This is a genomic window from Acinetobacter sp. 479375 (genome assembly GCF_000581715.1).
In the GTDB taxonomy this organism is placed as follows: Bacteria; Pseudomonadota; Gammaproteobacteria; order Pseudomonadales; family Moraxellaceae; genus Acinetobacter; species Acinetobacter ursingii.
On the sequence record NZ_JEZN01000009.1, the window covers coordinates 1 to 23,047 of the forward strand.

Genomic DNA, 23,047 nt, shown 5'->3' on the forward strand with positions numbered 1-23,047 from the left:
AATGTTGAGAAGTCTGGAACATTCCAGTCGAGGTGAGCCATTTGAAAAAGGCTTTGAATGAAACCTTGTGTTTGGCGTAAAGCCAGTTGGAACAGGTTTCGTATCGTCAGGGCAAATTGAATTGCTATATCAGTGTAGGTAGGTTGACGTCCTTTTTTTCCAGTAGGTGTTGCAGACCATTGCATTTGGGGATCAAACCAAATGGTGAAAGCACCCCGTTGACGTAAAGCCTGATTGTACTCAGACCAGTTCGTTGTTTTGTATCGGCTTTTTGATTCTGTATTCATCTAACATGTATGGGGATGAAATTTATTTATGCAACAAAGCCCCCCAAACATAAGCAACAATCTCACCTGTTTCTCGATGGTAGGCGTAAATAAGCCATTGTTTATTATTTTTATTTCCAACAAAAGTCCAGAATTCATCTACTTCGAGAGATTCATAATGACTTTGTTTAGGCTGAATTTGGTAGGTCGATTCGGTTAAAGTACGTAAAACTTTACCGATACTGATTCGCTCAACTTCAGCGATATCTCGTATACCACTACCTCTGACCATCAACTGTAATATTTTTCGAGTAATGCCTGAATGACATCCTAGATAGCTCAGAGCATGGTCACCAATAAACTGACGTTTACAGTCTTTGCACTGATAGTTTTGTTTCCCATCTACTTTGATGCCATTTTTCTTTATACTGTATTGAAATCAAATGACATCCAAATCAGCATGGATGGTAAAGGTCGATGGGTTGATAATGTGATGGTTGAACGATTATGGCGGAGCGTTAAATATGAAGAGGTGTATCTCAAAGCCTACAGCAATGTTTTGGATGCGAAGAAGCAATTAAACGCATATTTTGAATTTTATAATTTGAAACGACCTCATTCGAGTCTGGACAAAATGACTCCAGATGAGTTTTACTATGACCAGCTACCACAACAAAATAAGGTAGCTTAACTAGAGCAGAGTATCACTTATAAATAAGCTTTTAGTTGTTCAAACATGTGGGACCACCTCTATTTAAAAAAAGGAAAGAAGATGAAAATTAAGTTTTTAACAGTTTCATTGATGCTTATTCTGCCATTTTCTGTTTTTGCAGCAAATACTGTAGTAGAAAAAGCGGTCATTGAATCAAATAATACATATAAGGCGAAGTATAACTTAGAGGATATGACTGAGTTTAATCAGGCTCAAAAGGGCTTTATTGCCAAGCCAACAGGTCAAATTAAAAGTGAGAAAGGCAATGTTATCTGGGATTTTGATGCATTTAGTTTTTTACAAGATCAAGCACCAAATACCGTTAATCCCACTCTATGGCGACAAGCAAAATTAAACAACAATGTTGGGCTATTTAAAGTAACAGATCGAGTTTGGCAAATTCGTGGTTTTGATTTGGCAAATATGACCATCATTCAGGGTGATACTGGCTGGATTATTGTGGATACATTAACCTCTAAAGAAACGGCTGAAGCAGCACTTAAATTTGCTAGACAGCATTTAGGTGAGCAAAAAATTTCAGCCATTATCTTTACCCATAGCCATATCGATCATTTTGGTGGTGCATTAGGCGTTCTTTCTAGCGAAGAAATTAACGCTAGAAAAACTCCAATTATTGCGCCAAAAGGCTTTATGGAAGAAGCGACCAGTGAAAATGTGATGGCAGGTTCAGCCATGATACGTCGTGCGACTTATATGTATGGAACTTTTCTACCTAAAAATGCGGAAGGATTGGTGGATACAGGTTTAGGTAAGGCTGTTGCTGTGGGAAAAATGGGCATCCTTGAGCCTACACAACTGATCACTCAACCAGAACAGAAAATGACGGTTGATGGCTTGGATTTTGTGTTTTATAACGTGCCGGGTTCAGAAGCACCAGCAGAATTAACGTTCTCTATCCCATCATTGAAACTTTATAACGGCGCAGAAATTCTATCTCATACCATGCATAATCTTTATACCCTTCGGGGTGCTAAAGTCCGTGATGCCTTAAAATGGGTGGGCTATCTAGACCAAGCAATGCAGCATGCCAAAGCATCCGATGTATTGATTGCACAGCATCATTGGCCTGTCTGGGGCAATGACAATATTCAAGATTTTATTAAAACCCAGCGAGATGTTTATAAGTTCACGCATGATCAGACGGTGAGATATATGAACTCTGGTTTTAATGGCGCTGAAATTGCCGAAAAAATTAAGCTTCCAGCGGCACTTGATCAAAAACTATATGCTCATGGCTATTATGGAACCCTAAAACATAATGTAAAAGCAGTATACCAATATTATATGGGATGGTTCGATGCCCATCCTTCCAATTTAGATCCATTACCCCCTAAAGCTGTTGCAAAAAAATATATTGAGTTAGCAGGTGGGGAGAACAATGCATTGAAAAATGCGCGGGATGCCTACGCTCAAGCTGACTATAGATGGGCTGCCGAGATTTTAAAACATATTGTGTTGAATAACCCTCAAAACCAACAAGCAAAAGACTTATTGGCGAATACTTATCGTCAATTGGGCTATGCTGCTGAGGCTTCAACTTGGCGTAATTTCTTTTTGGTGGGCGCTCAAGAGCTACAAAATAATGTACCCCTACAAAATACTTCTGATCCGAGTGATTTATTGATTCATACACCAACTGAAAGATTTCTTGAAGCTATGGCGACAAATTTAGATGTGGAAAATTTAAAAAATGAAAACCAGTGTATCAATCTGGTTTTGTCGGATACCAAAGAGCATTTTTCATTATGGGTTGAAAACTCAGTCATGCAGTTTAAGCGTTATGATGAAAGTAAAGATTTGGCATTGGATTGCCCTACATTAACCTTAACCAAGCCCTTATATCTAAAAATGATTACAGGTCAAATAGAAGGGGTAAAAGTCCTGCTTTCTAAAGACAGTAAAGTCAAAGGTAATCCACTGAAAATTGGAAAATTCTTTGCAATGTTTAAACGTCCAGATTCAATTTTCCCGATTGTGACTCGACCAAATGGCTAAGCTCAAATAAGTAAAGTCGAAACTTAAATTAATAGATCCAAAGAAATGGGTGAAATTATCAACTTGGTTCTCCCAATCTTATAACAGGAATACAAGAAATTATTTCTTGTATTCCTCTTTAAAATTAAAAGTAAGCTATATGTATTTTAACTCTATTGATACTTGGCGAATTCAAACATGAGGTGCGACAGTTTGAAAAGTCTTATGATAATCAACAAGCTGAGCAAATTTCTCTAATGGTCACTGAGGCAGGTTGGACATTTGATTTCTAGAGTTATTCGCATTTCTCTATTTTATCAAAATTCAACCTGCTTTGTTTCAGCATACTTTTTGAAACACCACCCAGTGTTTTATTGCCCAATGTATAAAAGTAGGTTTATCGGTACAGCCATTATCCAGATATCGTTAGACTTCATCTCAAAACGCAGCCGTACTTTTGGGTTATGTAGTACATACGCTTGATGAAATTAAAACCAATATTAAAAATTTGGCACAACTTATTCAATAACTCATTATCTAAGTAGAGATAATAAACTCTATATTTATAATAGATTTATCCAGCCTTTAATACTAAATTATTCATATCCAATATAATCCCTCTCTCTTTTAAAGTTTGATGTAACTCATACTCTGTCAAATATTGTGAATGTATAAAACGTAAATCCTCTTGCTGTAAAGTATCCCATTGTTTTGGCTTTAAGTATTCTACTTTTTCTGCTGCTTTTTTGATTTCAGTGCTATTTGATATAGGTCTATCATTAGACAATAAGCTAAAGATAATTGGAATGATCTGTTGGCGTGATGCTGTTGGATAAGTTTGATATGCTGTTTTAATACATTCAATGAGGTGTTGCGGTTCAAATTCTTCTTTAAACATCGTATAAATACGACGTTCATCTTCTGTTGCTAATTGTTTGTATATATCTTCTGTGGTTGTATCAAGAGGCATGGTTTGAATCATCTTCTGTAAATCAAAAACCTTACGATCCATATCAGGTATGATTAAGTCAGAATAACGTGAAATCTTTTCAACATTTCCTGATCGCAATGCTTCGAGCATAGGATGAACAGGTTTTAGCTCTTCCTTATAAATTTGATGTAGCAGTTTACTGGTAATTCGTTCTTTATTTGCGGCAATGGCTCTTAACTGAGCTAGAACAAATAGTTTAACCACAATATCAATAATGCCTTGGCTTAAATCATACCAAACATGCCTAATTTCGTCTGATAAAAATTCATCCCTTTGATTTAATAACTGTTGTTTCCAGAGGTTATCAGTAAATGCCACCCATTCAGGATTTAGTCGATCATCAATATATTCAGGCAATGGTTCCCAAAATATAGCCCCAAAACCAGCTCCACGACGAGCTGAGCGGAAATCAGCTTCAAAAATTTCTCGGGCTTTAGGCGTTCCAATTAACATAATTGGGACTCCAATCGTATTTACCATAGTGACAAAGAAATTTAACATTTCTTGAGAACCACCTGATTTTGAACGACTTAAATGCTGAATTTCATCAATAGCTAATAGCCCTAGAGCATGGGCATTAGCAAGTTGAGACATCTTTGTTAATAATGCCTGAATATTATAACGTTTAAGTCCATATTGTTTTTCATAATTAGTATCAAGGACTTGATCTAATGCTCGAAAGAAATTTAGGCAGATCTCTTTTAAAGAGCCATTATGCGAGCAATCAATTTTTAAATAGACAACTTGTTCAATATTGAAATTACGGTGATAAATAACTTGAGGATAGGCTGATAGAGTTCTGATCAAAGATGTCGTTTTTCCATATCCTGAACAACCTATTAGTACCATACTTTGAGCTGTTGATTTGACACTTTCAAATTTAAACGCATTTAGATCGCCCTTTTGTATGCGTTCATATCCATTTTGCAGATGTTTTTGGAGATCACCTGTGCAGGGATTTCTACCCACATAGCCACCACGAATCATTAAGGAAATTTTTTCTGTTAAAAGTATATGATTATTAAGAGGCTGAAAAAAATCATCACTAAGGCGAGCAATGGAATGTGAGCGTACAACTCGTGGAGCATTGAGATCCTGAAAAGAAGGAACTGTCCCAGATTTTAAATTGCGAGTTTGGGTAAATGCCTCTAGCAAAGGGGGTAAGGCTTCAATAAATGGATTGCCTTTATAAGCTGGTACTCCTGTATCTTGATAAACCGCTTGAACCTTTAAAGGATGCATGAAATTTACTCCTCATCATCACTGAATAATCCAGGAGAGAATGGGAGACTATAGTCATCATCTTCTACTGATTTATTGAACTTTATAATATCAGCCATTTGTGGGTTTTCTTGCAAAGGTGTCAGGTTTGCTTTTTGTCTCTGTTCCTTTTTGTTTGCCCGAATTTGGCTAACTCTTTCACGATTTGATTGAGTCGATTGGGGTGTTTGCTTTTTGGCATTGTCAATGATTGCTTGGACTGATCTTTTAAACGCAATACTGTGAGGAGTCTCAGCATGTTTAGCATTTGCTTGGGCATGTTTCTCAAGATACTGCTTGTCCCAAACTTCCCAAAAACTCATATTTGTATAAGCACGGCTTCGGATAGCTAAGGAACAAGTCCAATAGGTTTGACTAGCAGAATTTGGGAAAAGATAGATTTTATTTGTGTCCTTTGGATCATATGCTGCTTTCAGGTTTTGAGGGCGTTGTATTTCCTCGCTGCGGTGCAACCAGCCTTCTCGTAAGACCTCACCACTATTGTAATACAATCCCCACGCATTAATTCCAAGAGGTGAGATTGAAACTTTAGTACGTGGCAATAAAGAAATTCGGAACTGTTCTGAATCAACTGTGCGGAGTTTACCCATACGATTCTCGATTCCCCAATTCCAAAGATATATAGGAATGGAAGGGATATCTTCAGGGAGGTCTTCATCTCGATCATACTTATCTAAAACATGATGATTGTTACGGAATAAAATGGCCCGAATAATAATTTGAGTAAACTCTTTCAAGGTGAGGGCTGCTTCAAGCCTATAATCAGATTCGCCATGTTTTTTAATACGATGACCTTTTACAATACCAGGAGCATAGGGTTTAAATTCTGCTTGAATAGTACGAAAGCAGCTTTCAACAACTGCTTTGGCATCTCCTCTTCGTGGTGGGGCTGTTTCCAAATGAACATTATAGCCATTGGTTAAAGTTTCAGCTTGTTCACTTAACATTTCTGCCCGATCAGCAAGGATCGCACTTGGTAAGCCAACCGTTGGCCAATCCTCTTCTGAGATTTCGATTTCAAACTCTTTGCAAAGAGCAACTTTGCTTCTACACGCAACGGAAACAGTTTGCATAGCGATAGCATATGAAGGGTTATCAACACCGACATAAAAGCCTGTAATCATACGGCTGAAAACATCACTTATACTATAAAAGGTCGGTCTACCGATAATTTTTGTCCGATCATCGTCTGCGACTAAATAGATGTCAGCAATCGTAGCATCAATTTCATAACGGCTACCTGGTCCAAGTACGCTTGAGGTCGCTGTTGCAGATAATGGACGTTTATCTTTTTTGAAATCAGTAGAATTTGTCTGAGCTTCAACAATTTGAGGTTTTGTATATTCCCGATGATAAAAATAGCGGAACTGTCTTAAAGTGGGATAATTGCGACTATCTTCATTTGGATAGTACTGTTCATATAGGCTTTGAAACTTCTGATAAGCTTCAGTTGTTTTGAGTGGATTATTTATGAGGAGATGCTTTGAGATTGTAATTCGAAATAACCTTTCTATATCAAGGGTGATTTGACAGCCTTCCCCATCACCAAACTGACGTTTACGTCCATTTTTCTTGGTATTAGTTTCTGTACGAGTTTTACCAGGAGCACCACTGTTTTTATAGTCTGGTAATAATGCGTTAGGAATTTGCCCTCTTTGCCAATATTTTCGAAGATATTTATAAATTGTGGGCTTAGACACAACGCCAGATGATTCAATTTGGTGAATCAAAGCTGCTCGGAATGATGGTTCATAATGACTTGGTTCTAAGATAATTTTTCTTATGACATTGAAAGCCTTATCTCTTTTGGCAAAGGCGATAGAGTTTACGGTTGGTTCTTCTAAAATCAAATTAGCAAAAGGGTCTCTAGCTCGTGTTAAGCGTTCATTATCCAGATATTCATAGAGTGATTCTTCTCTCACTACTTCAGGTAAGGCATTCTTATTATCAATCTGAATCCAGAATATATCTCCGAAGTTAATGGAAAGAATACGGTAAAGTTGACCATCAAATTTGAGAACCTCATTAATTTGCCACATTGAGGAATCCTTCTACAAGTTGATGTTGATAGAATATGATATCTTTTACTCTCAATTCTTTGAATTTCTGAGTAATATCAAATTTAATCAGGCGATGGGCCATAAGCTGTTTTAAGTCAGCCAGAGATTGGCCAAGATCTTGTTGATATTCCCGATCAATAAACTTACAGATATCAGATAATTTCATTTGTAGATGTTGTTGGCAGGCAAACTCAAAATTATTCAAGGCATTCAGTAGTTGACTAAAATCTTGTGTATCTTCCTGAGATGAATAGAGCCATTTAATATTATCAAGTACGGTTGGATTGAGTTCCTTTTCGGTAATAATGTACCAAGGGATGTCTTTGCTGACCCAATACCGTCTTTCAATTTCTAATTTTTCAATAGTTCGAGGATCACTGAGTTCTGATAAAGGTTTGACCTGAATAACAAATTGCTTATGGGATGAACTATCTACTAAAAAGTCCGAAGTCATCACCTGATTTATGCCACGAATATTAGGATGTTTAATACCATTAGTAGAAGCGATCTCAATGGTCTCATCTCGTAGCAGGGGATATTGTTCTCGTATATCTTGAACATGATCCATCCAGTCTAAAGTCAGAAACACGCCAAGCTCTAGGTTAGATAGTAGATGATGGGTACGTCTGGTTTTAAACGAGTAAATACGATGGGATAGACCTTGGGATGGAACTTCATGAATTCGTAACCAAGGCTTATAGTCAGCTCCTGAACCTTGTCCACGTCCTTCTTTGATTCGTTTAGCGATCTGTATATCAGTTAAGCCATTCAGAGATTTAGCCATTAAAAAGCCCAGTATACTTTTTAATCAGTATATCTGGGCTTTTTATAGTTAACAACTATTTTGTTTAGTTAATAACTTTAATGTCATGGTTAACGACTATTTTGTATAGTTAACAACTATTTTGTCTGACTATATAAATATTTGATTTTTATGTATATTATTCAACAGTGACTGATTTTGCTAAATTTCGAGGTTGATCAACATCCGTACCCCTTAGAACTGCGACATGATAAGAAAGCAACTGCACCGGAATACTGTAAATGATCGGGGCGAGCCAAGCATTAACCTTTGGAACATAGACCACGTGCTGACGATCTTTTTCCACAATGCCACTGTTTTCATCTGCAAAGACAAACAGTTCACCGCCACGAGCTTGAACTTCTTCCATATTGGATTTGAGTTTATCCAGCATGTCATCGTTTGGCGCTAAAATTACCACAGGCATTTCATTATCAACCAAAGCCAGTGGACCATGTTTCAGTTCACCCGCAGCATAACCTTCGGCATGGATATAAGAAATTTCCTTGAGCTTTAGTGCCCCTTCCAGTGCAATCGGATAATGTGTCCCGCGACCCAAGAACAAACAATGCTGTTTTTCAACAAAAAGTTCTGAAAGACGTAAAATCTGAGCATCTTGTTGCAAGGTATTCAGCATGACCTTTGGACAATGCCAAAGTTGAGCAGCAATTTCAGCAATCTGTTCACTAGAAATTTGTTGTTTGACTTGACCTACTTTTAAGATCAAGAGCATTAAAGCGGCAAGTTGGGTGGTAAATGCTTTGGTTGAAGCCACACCAATTTCAGGGCCAGCCAATGTCAATAAGTGATGATCTGTTTCACGTACCATTGACGATGTTGCAACATTACAAATACTTAAAGTCACAATATCTAAGGCATTGGCTTTGGCACGTTTCTGGGTTTCACGCAGGGCTGCCAAGGTATCCGCGGTTTCTCCTGACTGAGAAATACATACATATAAAGTATTGGCGACAATCACAGGCGAGCGATAACGGAATTCACTGGCAATCTCGATTTGACAAGGAACGCCAATCAACTGTTCAAACCAGTATTTGGCAATCATGCCTGAGTGATAACTGGTTCCACAGGCAATAATCTGCACACTTTGGATTTTAGAAAAATCCAGCTCTGCATTTTTCAGGAAGTCTTCACGCAGTGCATTACTATTTAATGCCTGAGAAATGGTTTGCTGAATCGCATCTGGCTGCTCATAGATTTCTTTGAGCATATAGTGTTTATATTCACCTTTAGACGCATTACTCACCGCGGCATCCAATTCTTTAATCGGACGCTCAATACGTTCACCCTGTGCATAAATATCAATGCTGTCACGGGTCAGACGAGCAATATCACCTTCTTCCAGATAGACAAAACGATTGGTGACTGGCAAAAGTGCCAATTGGTCTGAGCTGATAAAATTTTCACCAATCCCGACACCAATCACCAGTGGAGAACCTTCACGTACAGTAATCAGTTCATCAGGATGTTGGGTATGTACAATTCCAAGCGCATAGGCGCCTTTAAGTTTTGGCACCACTTGACGTACTGCATCGAGCAGGCTGTCACTATGTTTTAGCGCATCATTAACTAGATGGGCAACCACTTCAGTATCAGTTTGTGAACTAAAGATATAGCCTTCTGCCTGAAGCTGATCTTTCAATTCCTGATAATTTTCAATAATGCCATTATGAACGACAGCAACCTCACCCGATACGTGGGGATGAGCATTGTTTTCAGTCGGTTTGCCATGTGTGGCCCAACGGGTATGGGCAATCCCCAAAGAACCCGTCAAATGATGTTCATTCACCGCTTCAGCGAGATTGGCAACTTTACCCACCCGACGCTCGCGTAAAATCTGCTGGTTATTCACCAAGGCAACGCCCGCAGAGTCATAACCACGGTATTCAAGGCGTTTTAGACCTTCAATTAAAATATCGGTAATACTACGTTCAGCAACGCCGCCGACAATACCACACATAGGTTAATCCTCTTATTTCTTCAACTTTTGGGGACGTTGATAGTTTGATTTTTCAATTTGTTCGGCACGTTCAAAAGCCAATGTATTGTCTGCGACATTACGGGTAATCACAGAGCCTGCACCAATCGTAGCACCGTTGCCAATTTTCACAGGGGCGACCAGTGAGCTATTTGAGCCAATAAAGGCAGCATCACCGATCACGGTTTTATGTTTATACACGCCATCATAATTACAGGTAATAGTGCCTGCACCAATATTGGAACCTTCACCTACTTCGGCGTCACCCAGATAAGTAAAGTGATTGGCTTTGGAACCTAGCCCAATACGGGTATTTTTGACTTCCACGAAGTTACCAATATGCACTTCGTTGGCCAACACTGCACCCGGACGTAAACGCGCGAAAGGACCAATTTGGGTATTTTCACCCACAATCGCATTTTCAAAGACACTATACGGCTGAACTTTGGTACCTGCGGCGATTGTGGTGTTTTTGAGAATACATCCTGCACCAATTTCAACACCGTTACCGAGTTCACATTGACCTTCGATGATCACATTGATATCAATACGAACATCTTGACCGACTTTGACTGAGCCACGTAAATCAAAGCGCGCAGGGTCAGCAAAAGTGACTCCCTGTTGCATCAGCTCAGTCGCTTGTTGCTGTTGAAACTCACGTTCCAGTGCTGCGAGTTGCAGGCGATCGTTTACGCCCTCAACTTCATAGGCAAATTGGGGTTGAATGGATGCAATTTCAAGACCATCTGCCACCGCCATTGCCACAATATCGGTTAGATAATATTCGCCTTGCGCATTCTGATTGGATAGCTTTGGTAACCAGTCATGTAGTTTTTGATTGCTGACACAGTAAATGCCTGTATTAATTTCCTGAATCTGGCGCTGTTCTTCGCTGGCATCTTTATGTTCTACAATCGCCTGAATCAGATTGTTTTTGCGTACAATACGGCCATAACCTGTTGGATTATCGACATTTAAAGTGATCATGCCAATGTCGGAAGGTATAGACACTTCAAGCAATTGTTGCAATGTTTGCTCACGGACTAAAGGCACATCACCATATAAAATCAGGGATATACCGTCTTTTGGCAAAACAGATAAGGTCATTTGTACGGCATGACCTGTACCCAATTGTTCGGCTTGTTCCACCCATTGAATCTGTTCTTGGGCAAATTGTTGTTGAACTTGATCACCGCCGTGACCATAAATTGTAATAATATTACTGGCATTGAGTTTTTTTGCAGTATTGATGACATGACCCAATAAAGGTTGTCCAGCAAGGGGTTGTAATACTTTTGGAAGTTGGGAGCGCATCCGCGTTCCTTTACCTGCTGCAAGAATAATAACGGTCGTTGACATGAATAACCTACTTAACGGCTTAGACCAAACAATAAATAAATGACGATACAGAGCGCAGCCCAAAGCCCTGCGATAATATCGTCCAACATGATACCAAAACCACCCTCTACGCGTCGATCAATCACGCGAATCGGCCACGGTTTCCAGACATCAAACAGGCGAAACAACAAGAAGCTGATGAGTGCCCATTGTATATTCATTAGATTAAAAAAGATTAAAGGCAGAACAGTAATGGATTGACCTGAAAATTCGTCCCAAACGATGCGCCCATCATCATGTACCCCCATCAAATCTGCGGTTTTTCCACAAATATAAATCCCAACCAGACTCATGAGAATGATCACAAAAACAGACGGATAAAACCCGAGCCATATCCAAATCGGAATAAATAACAAAGCAAACGCAGAACCAAAGGTTCCTGGCGCTTTAGGCAGAAGCCCTGAACCAAAGCCAACACCACAAAAGGTAATCAGTCGATCTGACCAACGCATCGTTTGAAAAGGAATGGAGGGTTTAGGCAAAGTGTTGATATCCATGAAATTGAACAGGATGATTTTGACCATCGTGTTCAAATATTAAGTCTGTGGTCTGTGTAATCAGGCCAATCATTGTAATCTTGACATTTAATTGTTGTTGCAAAAGTTTTTCGTAGTTTTGCGGACTTATTGTAAAACAAAGTTCATAGTCATCACCACCCGCCAGTGCATATTGCCATTTTTGTTGATTTGGCAGTGCTTGAACGGCCGGGTCAAGTGGCAATTGATCCAAAAAGATTTTAGCGCCGACATTGGACGCTTTGAGAATGTGATCTAAATCCTGTGCCAAGCCATCTGAAACATCGATCATGCTAGAGGCTAATCCCTTAAGGGTTTGACCGAGTTCACAACGTGGGGTTGGATAGTCTAATCTGGATTGTAACGCTCCACCTAAATGTTGCAAACCGTAGGCTGCATCGCCCACCTGCCCACTCACCACAATATAATCGCCTGCCCGAGCGCCTGAGCGACAAATCGCCTGACCTGATTCAATATAACCGAGTGCTGTGACGGTAATGGTGAGGTGTGCACTTTGCGTGGTATCACCACCAATCAGTGCGACACCAAATCGATCGCAACAATCGAAAAGTCCCTGACTAAAGCCTTGTAGCCAGTCATGGTCGATGTTGGGTAGACTCAATGCTAATAAAATACTATGAGGTTTTGCCCCCATAGCCGCTATGTCAGACAAATTCACCGCCACACTTTTCCAGCCAACGGCATGGGCAGAGGTTTCAAGTGGAAAATGTCGACCTGCAACCAGTGTGTCGGTACAAATCACCAATTGTTGATTGGTAGGAGGGGTCAAAATAGCTGAGTCATCACCGATGCCAATATCGTCCTGTTGCGTAAAGGGACGAGTAAAGTATTGCTCGATAATCGAAAACTCAGCCATGACTTAATAGTAGCTTATTGAGCTTGCTGTTTTTCAGCTTCACGCAGTGTGGAAGCTAAACGATCCAATACACCATTGATGTACTTATGGCTGTCTGCACCACCAAAATGTTTGGCAAGTTCGATGGCTTCATCCAGCACCACGCGGTAAGGAATTTCCAGATGATCGCGCAGTTCATATGCACCTAAACGCAAAGTTGCCAACTCGACACCATCCAGTGCTTTAAGCTCGCGATCCAGTACAGGAATCAGCAAAGTATCCAGATTGTCACGATCTGCAATGACTTGAGTCAACAGCTCATGGTAATAACCAAGATCAACCTTATGCATGGCATTTTCGGCACGAGTACGCGCTTCAATTTCATGTACAGGATTGTGGCTCATTTGCCATTCATAAATACCTTGTACCGCAAAACGACGTGCTTTACGTTTTGCCGCATATACGGCTTGAAGTGTTTGAGACATGCCTTAGATTGCCTTTAACAAATTAACCATTTCAATTGCAGTCAATGCAGCTTCTGAGCCTTTATTGCCTGCTTTTGTACCAGAGCGTTCAATCGCCTGTTCAATGCTATCAGTGGTTAGTACGCCATTGATGACAGGAAGTGTGCTTTCAAGTGCAACCACGCCCAAGCCTTTGGCACATTCACCAGCGACAAAGTCAAAATGTGGTGTGCTGCCACGAATCACTGCGCCTAGTGCAATGATGGCATCAAATTTGTCAGATGCTGCCAGTTTTTTTGCAACAATCGGAAGTTCCCATGCACCTGGTGCATAAGCCACAGTAATATTGTCTTCACTCACACCATGACGTTTTAAGGTGTCAATTGCACCTTCAAGCAAATGCTCAACCACAAAGCTGTTAAAACGACCCACTAAAATCGCGTAACGACCTTCGCTCGCGAGATGTAATAAACCTTCAATTCGGCGAATTGCCATAATAACCTCGATTAATTTTCTATCGTTTGATCAGCAGAAATATATTCTACCACTTCTAAATTAAAGCCTGACAGTGCATTAAAGCGTAAAGGTGAGCTAAGGAGCTTCATTTTCTCTACTCCCAAATCACGTAAAATCTGCGCGCCAACGCCAATAGTTTGATATTGGTGGGATAGTGCTGCATTGGATTTTACGGGTTTTGGCTTATTCATGCTCTCAAGCGCTGGGCCTAAATCCTGTAAATGATCCTGTCCAATCCAGACCAAAACTCCACGTTCAGCCGCAGCGATGGTGCTGAGTGCACGATCTAAATTCCATGCAGGTTCGCCATCTTGCTTATTCAGTTTAAGTAAATCACGGACGGGATTAAAACCATGGACACGAACCGTGGTCACGCCATCTTTAGGTTCACCTTTGACCAAGGCCAAATGAATATCGGGATTGCCAATTTCACGGTAACGATACAGTTCAAATGAACCATATTCGGTTTCAATGGTTTGTTGACCCAAACGTTCAACCGTTTGTTCATTGGTCATGCGGTAGTGAATGAGGTCGGCAATGGTTCCAATCTTTAAACCATGTTTTTCAGCAAACACCTCTAAATCTGGACGACGTGCCATCGTGCCATCTTCATTAATAATTTCACAAATCACAGACGCAGGTTCCAACCCCGCAAGACGAGTCAAGTCGCAGCCCGCTTCCGTATGACCTGCGCGGTGAAGAACTCCACCTGGTTGAGCCATAAGCGGAAAAATATGACCGGGTTGAACAATATCCGCAGGTTTGGCATGCGCAGCAACTGCGGCATGAATGGTATGCGCACGTTCAGCCGCAGAAATCCCCGTGGTAATGCCTTCAGCGGCTTCAATTGACAAGGTAAAATTGGTTGCGTGTTGTGCACCGTTATGATCGACCATCAGCGGTAAATTCAGTTGTTGGCAACGCTCACGACTTAAGGTTAAACACACCAGACCGCGCGCATGGGTAATCATAAAGTTGATATCTTCTGGGCGCACGTGGGTCGCGGCAATGACCAAATCACCTTCATTCTCGCGATCTTCATCATCCATCAAGATGACCATTTTACCCGCACGGATATCCGCGACCAGTTCCTCAACATTACTCAACGGCATGAGCCTTCACCTTTTGATGCTGTCCAAAAGACAGTTACGTTCACAATGTGTTGCATAGTCTACCGTGTTTTGGTCAGAATTGCCTATGCTTCTATCATTTAGTTCTAGGGTTCTCTTTATACACATAAGTGAATTCATTTGAAAAGTATTCTAATTATGAAATAGGCTGGTTTTGCTGATTGTTTAATCAAAGACTTTTCAGATATTCAGATAAAAATATAATTTCAAAGACTTAGCGTTTAAAAATAAAAAACTCCCCAAATTGGGGAGTCTTGCAAAAAAATTGTTCTTAGGCTTCCGATTGTGGGTCTGTCTGATTTTCAATCGATGCTTTGGCTTTTTTACCCATCAAAATTTCTGTACGAATCTGTTGGGCAACTTCTGCGCATTCAGTATTCATGCCATTTTGCATGAAGGCGTGACGGGTCAAAACACTGGATGGATTTGGCATTGCGACTAACTGATAGCATTCACTAATCGCCTTAAGCTGTTCATTATTTAAATGTAAAGCTGACTCTTTGGCATGTAAATGGCTGGTGAGACGTTGCGCTGCCTGTACAGCATCGAGTTGCATGGCAGCCACTGCGGTTGAAGTCGCGGAACGGGTTTGCAAGGCAAAACGCTTGTCTTCACGATAACGCTTATATAGAACATCTGACAATAGCTGGAATACTGAGCCAATCATCAGTAAACATTCAACCGCATGTGCGTCCTGATCTGAAATACTTAAATCTGCACCATTGGCATTAAACTCATGGATGACATTGATACTCGATGGACTGAGTTGATAATGTTTAGCGCACAGTTCAATGCTTTTATTCAGGAAAATCTGGCACAGTTTAAAATAAGGCACAGAAACCGATTGGTTGACACTGTTCAATAATTGTTTAGGGTCATAAAACTGAATATTTAGTGCCAGAGTATGATCGACTTGAGCATCTTGCTCCAATGTTTCACTTACAGCGGTGACTTTTGGTTTGGCTTGTTGTTTAGCTTGTGCAACCAAGGTCACAGTATTTTGTTTTTCAAGCTCAAGGGCTTGGGTGAGTTGTTGAATCTCATGTTTCAGGCGTGATTCGTTATTGATACGTGCCAGATATTCACTGCGGCTTGGGCGGGCAATGGCACGGTAAGCCAGCCACAATAAGCCATGAATCAGAAATGACACCAAGATTGCTAACCATTGGGTTCTTAGAATTTCACCAATACTCGGTTGAATCAGGGTGATTTCAATACTTCCGACTTTCTTTTCATTTTGCAGGGCATCACGCACAAATACTTCGCCCTGACGGGTTTGTGACATACCGCTCGTGGCCAATACCTGTTTGTTTGCATCTAAAATTCGAATCGAGGCAACACTTGGATTGGTTGCATAGCGATTTGCCAGAAGTGCCAGAGAAACCGTGTTGGCTGGTTCCAGTTCGGTCAAACTGTCAGTAACCAGTTGACTGGTTATGAGTTGACCCTGACTGGCACGGTTTTCATTGAGCTGATGCGTCGTTGCAATCACCAGTAAAAAGGTATGCAAAGCAAAACTTACGATTAATAGGCTAGCAAATAGCCCCTGTCTAGGTGCGTTCAACGTAAACTTCCAAGGCAAATAGATTCAAATTCGATTATCATTCTAACAATAGTTGCAGCTCAGACCCGAGTCAATTCATGCGAGAAATCATTCTTATCTCTTTTTTAGGACCTGATCAACCGAATCAGTTTACCCGATTAATGCAGGTTTTATCTGTACATTCATTGCAAATACTGGATGTAGGGCAAGCGGTGATTCATAACCAATTGACCCTCGGCATCGTGGTGGCATCGGATGATGAAACCGCAACCGCACTTGCCATGAAGGAAATCCTGATTTTAGCACATGATATTGGTTTGACTGTGCGCTTTAAACCGATTTCAAGTGCAGAATACGATCAATGGGTGAGTGAAGGTGGACGAACCCGTTACATCGTGACAGCGCTGGCACCAGAATTAACCGCTTCACATCTACAGGCGGTTACCAAAATTGTCTCTAATCAAGGTTTTAATATTGAAACCGTGACGCGCCTGTCAGGGCGTTTAGCGCGAGATCTGGAAGATAACGCGCCACGCCGCGCCTGTGTGCAGTTTGGTTTAAGTGGACAAATGCTGGATGCGCAAGCGATGCGCGCCGCCTGTTTAAGCTTGTCGGGTGAACTCAATATCGATGTTGCAGTTCAAGAAGACAATGCCTATCGTCGTAACCGCCGTCTGGTTTGTTTTGATATGGACTCGACCCTGATTGAACAAGAAGTCATTGATGAGTTGGCACTTGAGGCAGGTGTAGGTGAGCAAGTCGCTGAGATTACCGAACGTGCCATGCAAGGTGAACTTGATTTCCAGCAAAGTTTTCGTGCGCGTGTGGCTTTGCTGAAAGGTCTGGATGCCTTGGTTTTACCAAAAATTGCGGAACGGCTGACCATTACCGAAGGTGCAGAGCGTTTGATTTCAACGCTCAAAGCACTTGGCTATAAAACCGTGATTTTATCGGGTGGTTTTCAATATTTTGCTGAATATTTACAGCAAAAACTGGGTATTGATGAAGTACATGCCAATATTCTGGATGTACAAGATGGCTTTGTAACTGGTGAAGTCAAAGGCGCGATCGTCGATGGAGCACGTAAAGCAGAATTGTTGACCCAACTGGCGGATAAAATGGGCATTTCACTCGAACAAGCCATGGCTGTGGGCGATGGCGCCAATGACTTACCCATGCTGTCGATTGCGGGATTAGGCGTGGCTTTCCGTGCTAAACCGTTGGTACGTCAAAATGCTAATCAAGCCATTTCCAGTGTAGGTTTGGATGGCGTACTGTATTTGCTTGGTATGCATGATAAAGATTTAAATCGTGCTTAATCTGCTTAGATGTTCAAAAAAATGCGGCATTTAAATGCCGCGTTTTTTAATCAATAAATTAACTGGAATCAAGTGCTTTTGCACCGTTTGTCGGCTGTTAAATTTTGAAATAACTCTGTATAAAAATTTTTAAAAAGCATCAAATTTTAGCGATAGTTTTTTGTAATGACACGCGAGCGATGAAAGGATCAGGCACTTCGTAGGTTTTTGAAACATGCAGAATGTAATGACAAAATAATGTTGCGACAATATGTGTCGTATAAGAAAAAATCAGGACTTTTTTTCTTGCAAAAACTCTCCATAATGCATCTAACACGATTAAACAGATATTTTCGTCAACACAGATCTGTGTTGATTTGATTACGGTTTCGGGGATGAACTCAAGGTCTTATGACCCAGAGAATGATCTTAGACGGAGGTTTAGTATGGTAACAGCGAATTTCGCCACACTCTCAGGGTTTGGTTTGATTGCACTTGCACTAGCTATTGTTTTCTTCTCACCTTACCGTCGCTGGCTTGGTTTTATGTTGGCAGGCATGTTTTTTTGGGGACTTTTGGAAGTCGTCCGTTATGGCGTACAAACACTTTTTGAGATGCCTGTCACCTATAGTTATTTAACTGCCTTAAGTCTAGCGATGGTTGCTGTTACCTTGGTGTTGTTAAGAGAAGACCGTTTGGCGCAAAAAGCATTGGCAAATCGTCAATACATTGAACATACACCAGTGTATGAGGATGATCAGCAACAATGCTCTAGTCGCTAACATCGGCTGATAGGTGAAATGAAGAAGCGTGGGTTAACCTGCGCTTTTTACGTTTTATTATGTTTTGTAATACAAAGCTTTTATTTTAGGGCTTACATTTATGCTAGGATGATCGCGTTTAGTTCCATAAGAATACGAATAGGCTTGAATTGTCATGAAACTTTCTGCTCTACCTGTTGTAAAGTTACCATTGGTTGATGTCAGCACAGATCCATTGGATTTGCTCGTTGTAGGTTTGGCTTTGCGGATGAAGCAATTGGCACGGACTAGTCCCAAGTTTATTGAAATGACACATGATCGTGCATTTCGGATCCAGATTGGAACGGACTTAGGCTTTGCGCGTCAGATTATTGTCAATCGTGGTCAAATTGAAACAGTGGCAGGCCACCCAGAGCAGGCTGATTTTATTTTGCAATTTGCAGATAGCGAACAAGCAGTAAAAACCTTGATGAAAGGCGATCCGACGGCATTTATGACTGGTATGCAAAACGGTAGTATCAAAATGGAAGGTGATTTTGGTCTATTGGTTTGGTTTAATCAGGCGGCAAAACTGATTCCACCCAAGCTTCCAAAACCAGTTAAAGAAAAGTTAAAGCAAGCACGTTTGTTTATTAAGCAAAAAACAGGCAAGTAAATCGCGCTTGTAGAAAATCCTCATCCCTTAGGGTGAGGATTTTTTTATTCGACTTCCAACTGGAAGGTCACGGGCCCATCATTAACTAAATGCACTTTCATATCTGCGGCAAAAATACCTGTTTGCACATTTGCAAACTGACTTTGCGCGTAGATAACGAGTTGCTCATACAGCTCTTTTGCTTCGCTCGGCGGCATGGCAGGACCAAAATCGGGTCGTAAGCCTTTTTGGGTTTGCGCCATCAGGGTAAACTGGGAAACCAGCAACAGTCCCCCTTGAGCTTGAGATAAATTCCAGCCCATCTTGCCATTTTCATCATCGAAAATGCGATATTTTAAAATTTTATCAATCAGTTTTTGGCCCTTTTGCAAGGTATCTTCGCGGCCTAGTCCTAAAAAAACCAATAGACCTTGTTGAATTTCACCCGTGGTTTGCCCATCGACGACCACCTTAGCCTGTAAAACTCGTTGTATTAATGCACGCATAAACATCATCATTGATTTAAACCGCGGTGATTTTAACAGAAATACTTTTTGCTTAATAAAATTCATGTTCCACTAAAGTGGCAATGCTTTATACAAATCCTTGCGATTTTAACGACCAAAATATGCTTTAATGCAATAAGTTTATCCAAATTACTGACACCTTTATGTCACCAATTATTCACTCATTACTAGATACAGATTTATATAAATTCACCATGTTACAGGTGGTATTACATAAGTTTCCGCAAACCCATAGTGTTTATCATTTTCGCTGTCGAAATTTAGAAGATACGGTGTATCCATTAACGGATATTTTGTCTGAAATGGACGAACAATTAGACCATTTATGCACTTTGAAATTTAAGGACGATGAACTGAAATATTTGCGCAGTTTTCGTTTCATCAAAAGTGACTTTGTGGACTATCTGGAACTGTTTCAGTTAAAACGCCGCTTTATCAAAACAGGCATCGATGAAGAAGGTCGTCTGGACATTTGGGTCGAAGGTCCGATGGTTCAAGCGATGATGTTTGAAATTTTTGTCTTGGCAATCGTCAACGAATTGTATTTTCGCCGTATCCGTACTGATGCTGTTTTGGCTGAGGGTGAGCGCCGTTTACAAGCCAAACTTGCGCTTTTAAAACAATATTCGTCGCAGCAACATCCAAATGATCCACCATTTCTGGTCTCAGACTTTGGTACTCGTCGCCGTTATAGTTTTGAATGGCAAAAACATGTGGTTGAAGAGTTCCATCAAGCCACACCTGATATTTTCCGTGGAACCAGTAATGTTTTGCTCGCCAAAGAGTTGGGAATTACCCCAATTGGCACCATGGCACATGAGTTTTTACAGGCTTTCCAGGCTTTAGATGTGCGGTTGCGTGATTTTCAAAAAGCAGCACTGGAAATGTGGGTACAGGAATATCGTGGTGACTTGGGGATTGCACTCACGGATGTGGTTGGAATGGATGCGTTTCTGCGTGATTTCGATTTGTATTTTGCCAAGCTGTTTGATGGCTTGCGTCATGATAGTGGTGATCCTTATGAATGGGGCGATAAAGCCTATGCGCATTATCGTCATCTCAAAATTGACACCCAGACCAAAATGCTAACTTTTAGTGATGGATTGAATCTGGAAAAGGCATGGCAATTGCATCAATACTTTAAGGATCGTTTTAAAGTCAGTTTCGGGATCGGCACTAATCTCACCAATGATATGGGACAAACACCACTGAATATTGTGCTGAAACTGGTCGAATGTAACGGTCAATCTGTGGCCAAAATCTCAGATAGCCCAGGTAAAACCATGACTGATAATGATACATTTTTGGCTTATTTACGTCAGGTTTTTGAAATTCCTGAAGAAGTTGAATGATTTTTTTAGCTAATTTTCTGCTAAACATTGGTAAAAAATCAGCAAAACCATGAAAATGCTTATGTTAAGATCGAGCTACCTATTAATGCAACGCGATGATTTGCAATGACGGCACCTGAATTTAACTTTGGCCTATTGATTGAGGCGGAAGATTTAGTTCCTTATCTGGGAAATGAACATCTACGCATTGTAGATTTGAGTCGTAGCTCAGTCTATGAACAATTGCATATTCCCCACGCGATTCAACTGAAGCCTAAGCAATTGGTGGCACAGCATGAAGAAGCCACAGGTGTTTTGCCATCGATCGAGCAGCTTCAGCAATTGGTCGAGTATCTTAATCTCTCGCCTGACCACCATGTCGTGGTCTATGACGATGAAGGGGGGGCATGGGCAGGACGTCTGATCTGGAATTTACATTGTCTCGGTTTCACCCGAACCAGTTTATTAAACGGCGGGATTCATGCATGGTTGGGTGCTGGGTTTCCAACCACTTCAGAGATCGAACCGATAGCGCCTGTTGAAAATCTGGTGCAGGTTGATTTGTCCAAAGTGGCTCAATATAAAATTGAATATGATGAGCTAAAACAGCAGGTGGATTCCAATAATATCCAATTATGGGACTGTCGAACCACAGATGAATATACAGGTTTACGTTTGGCGGCGCGACGCGGTGGTCACATTCCTGCCGCACTTCATTTTGAATGGAGCACTGCACTTGATCGGCAAAATCATCTAAAATTGCACCCACTTGAACGTACCCAAGCCCGATTGCAACAACTTGGTTTTCAGTTTGATCAACCTGTGGTGGTGTATTGTCAATCGCATCATCGTTCGGGTTTGGCTTATATTATTGGTCGTTTACTACAGTGGCCAATTCGTGCTTATGATGGGGCGTGGAGTGAATGGGGCAATCGCCTCGATAGTCCAATTATTACTGGAGAGAATCCGCTTTGAGTTTTACATCACGATTAAAAAAAGACTTATTTATTAAAGCTCAATCGCTTGTTCCTCAGCATCAGCTCAGCCGAGTGGTAGGTAAAGTGGCCGCTAGTGAAAATGTGGTCGTTAGAACCGCAGTGATTCAGGCCTTTAAAGCGAAATATGGCATTGATCTTTCGATTGCTCAGCAGGGTGATGCCTTAAAATACAAATCTTTTAACGAGTTTTTTACGCGTGCCTTAAAAGATGGAGTACGTGTGGTTGATGATTCCGCGACGAGTATCGTATCACCAGCAGATGGAGCAATTTCTCAGCTTGGAACAATTAATGATGGCGATATTTTTCAAGCCAAAGGTCAAAGTTTCTCTGTTGAAAAATTGATCGGTGATCCGCAATTGGCAGAGCCATTTAAAAATGGTCAATTTGCCACGGTGTATTTATCGCCACGAGATTACCATCGTGTGCATATGCCATTTTCGGGGACATTAACCGAAACATTGTATGTGCCAGGTGAATTATTTTCTGTCAATCAAGTCACGGCTGAAAATATACCAGGATTATTTGCCCGTAATGAACGCATGGTGTGTTTATTTGATACTGAACTCGGTCGCATGGCAGTGGTTTTAGTCGGTGCCATGATTGTGGCGGGAATTGAAACAGTGGCAACCGGGAAAGTCAAACCAACTGGGCGCTTAGAATTACAACAACATCAAATGAAACTTGAAAAAGGCGCTGAATTGGGACGTTTTTATTTAGGTTCCACCGCCGTTGTATTATTTGAAAAAGATAAAATGGCATGGGAAAATCAGTTTAAAGCCAATTCCGTCGTGGTGATGGGTGAAAAACTGGGGCATTCGCTCTAAGTTAGAATGAACATTAAAAGCTCTAGATTTAGGGCTTTTAATGCATTGAGAGGTTCATTTTTTAATGATTGAAATTGTTATATTTTTATAAATCACGACTATCAACTAAATGAAGCTACAAAAATTAAATTAAAAGAATTTACTGGCA

At 40.8% G+C, this 23,047-nt stretch carries 20 protein-coding genes and 2 pseudogenes; 8 read left to right on the forward strand and 14 right to left on the reverse strand.

Going from position 1 to position 23,047, the window contains the following annotated elements; all coding sequences use genetic code 11:
• Together J500_RS09205 and J500_RS09210 are read right to left on the reverse strand one after the other, a co-directional pair.
• Positions 1–287: IS5/IS1182 family transposase (locus tag J500_RS09205; RefSeq protein WP_034699267.1), on the reverse strand; the 287-nt coding region annotated here is incomplete at its 3' end.
• A 40-nt stretch (positions 288–327) separates the two neighbouring features.
• Positions 328–693 (reverse strand): annotated as a pseudogene (locus J500_RS09210) (IS1-like element ISPa14 family transposase); the annotation flags it as partial.
• Positions 694–696: 3 nt separating this feature from the next.
• On the opposite strand from J500_RS09210, the pseudogene J500_RS09215 reads away from it, so the two are divergent.
• Positions 697–957 (forward strand): annotated as a pseudogene (locus J500_RS09215) (integrase core domain-containing protein); the annotation flags it as partial.
• An 81-nt stretch (positions 958–1,038) separates the two neighbouring features.
• Positions 1,039–2,994 (forward strand): alkyl/aryl-sulfatase, encoded by a 1,956-nt coding sequence (locus tag J500_RS09220; protein WP_000693745.1) that lies wholly within the window; start codon positions 1,039–1,041, stop codon positions 2,992–2,994.
• Between the two features lie 553 nt (positions 2,995–3,547).
• Here J500_RS09220 and J500_RS09225 read toward each other — a convergent pair.
• The 11 genes from J500_RS09225 to J500_RS09275 all read right to left on the reverse strand — a co-directional run bounded on the left by J500_RS09225 (position 3,548) and on the right by J500_RS09275 (position 16,564).
• A complete protein-coding gene (locus J500_RS09225; RefSeq protein WP_034699270.1) occupies positions 3,548–5,206 on the reverse strand; it encodes an AAA family ATPase in 1,659 nt (552 codons plus the stop codon).
• Positions 5,207–5,211: 5 nt separating this feature from the next.
• Positions 5,212–7,284 carry a DDE-type integrase/transposase/recombinase gene (locus J500_RS09230; RefSeq protein ID WP_034699273.1) on the reverse strand — a complete coding sequence of 691 codons (2,073 nt, stop codon included), beginning with the start codon at positions 7,282–7,284 and terminating at the stop codon, positions 5,212–5,214.
• Positions 7,271–8,089 carry a heteromeric transposase endonuclease subunit TnsA gene (locus J500_RS09235; RefSeq protein ID WP_034699276.1) on the reverse strand — a complete coding sequence of 273 codons (819 nt, stop codon included), beginning with the start codon at positions 8,087–8,089 and terminating at the stop codon, positions 7,271–7,273. The genes J500_RS09230 and J500_RS09235 overlap by 14 nt, the downstream gene beginning before the upstream one ends.
• A gap of 157 nt (positions 8,090–8,246) precedes the next feature.
• The gene (glmS, locus tag J500_RS09240; protein WP_004986052.1) at positions 8,247–10,085 is read right to left on the reverse strand and encodes a glutamine--fructose-6-phosphate transaminase (isomerizing); all 1,839 of its coding nucleotides are present in this window, start codon (positions 10,083–10,085) and stop codon (positions 8,247–8,249) included.
• A gap of 12 nt (positions 10,086–10,097) precedes the next feature.
• Positions 10,098–11,462, reverse strand: coding sequence for a bifunctional UDP-N-acetylglucosamine diphosphorylase/glucosamine-1-phosphate N-acetyltransferase GlmU (gene glmU, locus J500_RS09245; RefSeq protein ID WP_004986049.1), 1,365 nt, complete (start codon positions 11,460–11,462; stop codon positions 10,098–10,100).
• A gap of 11 nt (positions 11,463–11,473) precedes the next feature.
• On the reverse strand, positions 11,474–11,998 hold the full coding sequence (locus J500_RS09250) for a phosphatidylglycerophosphatase A (protein WP_004986040.1): 525 nt from the start codon (positions 11,996–11,998) through the stop codon (positions 11,474–11,476).
• The gene (gene thiL, locus J500_RS09255; RefSeq protein WP_004986037.1) at positions 11,976–12,893 is read right to left on the reverse strand and encodes a thiamine-phosphate kinase; all 918 of its coding nucleotides are present in this window, start codon (positions 12,891–12,893) and stop codon (positions 11,976–11,978) included. Before thiL ends, J500_RS09250 begins: the two co-directional genes overlap by 23 nt.
• A gap of 14 nt (positions 12,894–12,907) precedes the next feature.
• A complete protein-coding gene (gene nusB, locus J500_RS09260; protein WP_004986036.1) occupies positions 12,908–13,357 on the reverse strand; it encodes a transcription antitermination factor NusB in 450 nt (149 codons plus the stop codon).
• A 3-nt stretch (positions 13,358–13,360) separates the two neighbouring features.
• Positions 13,361–13,831, reverse strand: coding sequence for a 6,7-dimethyl-8-ribityllumazine synthase (gene ribE / locus J500_RS09265; RefSeq protein WP_004986034.1), 471 nt, complete (start codon positions 13,829–13,831; stop codon positions 13,361–13,363).
• A gap of 11 nt (positions 13,832–13,842) precedes the next feature.
• A complete protein-coding gene (gene ribBA, locus J500_RS09270) occupies positions 13,843–14,964 on the reverse strand; it encodes a bifunctional 3,4-dihydroxy-2-butanone-4-phosphate synthase/GTP cyclohydrolase II (protein ID WP_004986032.1) in 1,122 nt (373 codons plus the stop codon).
• Positions 14,965–15,253: 289 nt separating this feature from the next.
• Entirely contained in the window at positions 15,254–16,564 is a 1,311-nt protein-coding gene (locus J500_RS09275; RefSeq protein ID WP_104794652.1) for a hypothetical protein, read from the reverse strand.
• A 59-nt stretch (positions 16,565–16,623) separates the two neighbouring features.
• Between J500_RS09275 and serB the strand changes: the two genes are divergently transcribed.
• The 3 genes from serB to J500_RS09290 all read left to right on the forward strand — a co-directional run bounded on the left by serB (position 16,624) and on the right by J500_RS09290 (position 19,239).
• Complete coding sequence (serB, locus tag J500_RS09280; RefSeq protein WP_004986013.1) at positions 16,624–17,844, forward strand: phosphoserine phosphatase SerB; 1,221 nt, start codon at positions 16,624–16,626, stop codon at positions 17,842–17,844.
• 425 nt (positions 17,845–18,269) lie between these two features.
• Positions 18,270–18,605 (forward strand): ciprofloxacin tolerance protein AciT, encoded by a 336-nt coding sequence (gene aciT, locus J500_RS09285; RefSeq protein WP_004986004.1) that lies wholly within the window; start codon positions 18,270–18,272, stop codon positions 18,603–18,605.
• 154 nt (positions 18,606–18,759) lie between these two features.
• Positions 18,760–19,239, forward strand: a complete 480-nt coding sequence (locus tag J500_RS09290) for a hypothetical protein (protein ID WP_004986003.1) — start codon at positions 18,760–18,762, stop codon at positions 19,237–19,239.
• A 44-nt stretch (positions 19,240–19,283) separates the two neighbouring features.
• On the opposite strand, the gene dtd is transcribed toward J500_RS09290, so the two are convergent.
• Positions 19,284–19,724, reverse strand: coding sequence for a D-aminoacyl-tRNA deacylase (gene dtd, locus J500_RS09295; RefSeq protein ID WP_010588672.1), 441 nt, complete (start codon positions 19,722–19,724; stop codon positions 19,284–19,286).
• A 164-nt stretch (positions 19,725–19,888) separates the two neighbouring features.
• Here dtd and pncB point away from each other — a divergent pair, with 164 nt between their 5' ends.
• The 3 genes from pncB to asd all read left to right on the forward strand — a co-directional run bounded on the left by pncB (position 19,889) and on the right by asd (position 22,899).
• The gene (gene pncB / locus J500_RS09300) at positions 19,889–21,097 is read left to right on the forward strand and encodes a nicotinate phosphoribosyltransferase (RefSeq protein WP_004985997.1); all 1,209 of its coding nucleotides are present in this window, start codon (positions 19,889–19,891) and stop codon (positions 21,095–21,097) included.
• A 105-nt stretch (positions 21,098–21,202) separates the two neighbouring features.
• Positions 21,203–22,051 (forward strand): sulfurtransferase, encoded by an 849-nt coding sequence (locus J500_RS09305; protein WP_034699282.1) that lies wholly within the window; start codon positions 21,203–21,205, stop codon positions 22,049–22,051.
• Positions 22,048–22,899: an archaetidylserine decarboxylase gene (gene asd, locus J500_RS09310; RefSeq protein WP_034699285.1), complete on the forward strand. Its 852-nt coding sequence runs from the start codon at positions 22,048–22,050 to the stop codon at positions 22,897–22,899. The genes J500_RS09305 and asd overlap by 4 nt, the downstream gene beginning before the upstream one ends.
• The last annotated feature ends 148 nt before the right edge of the window (positions 22,900–23,047 follow it).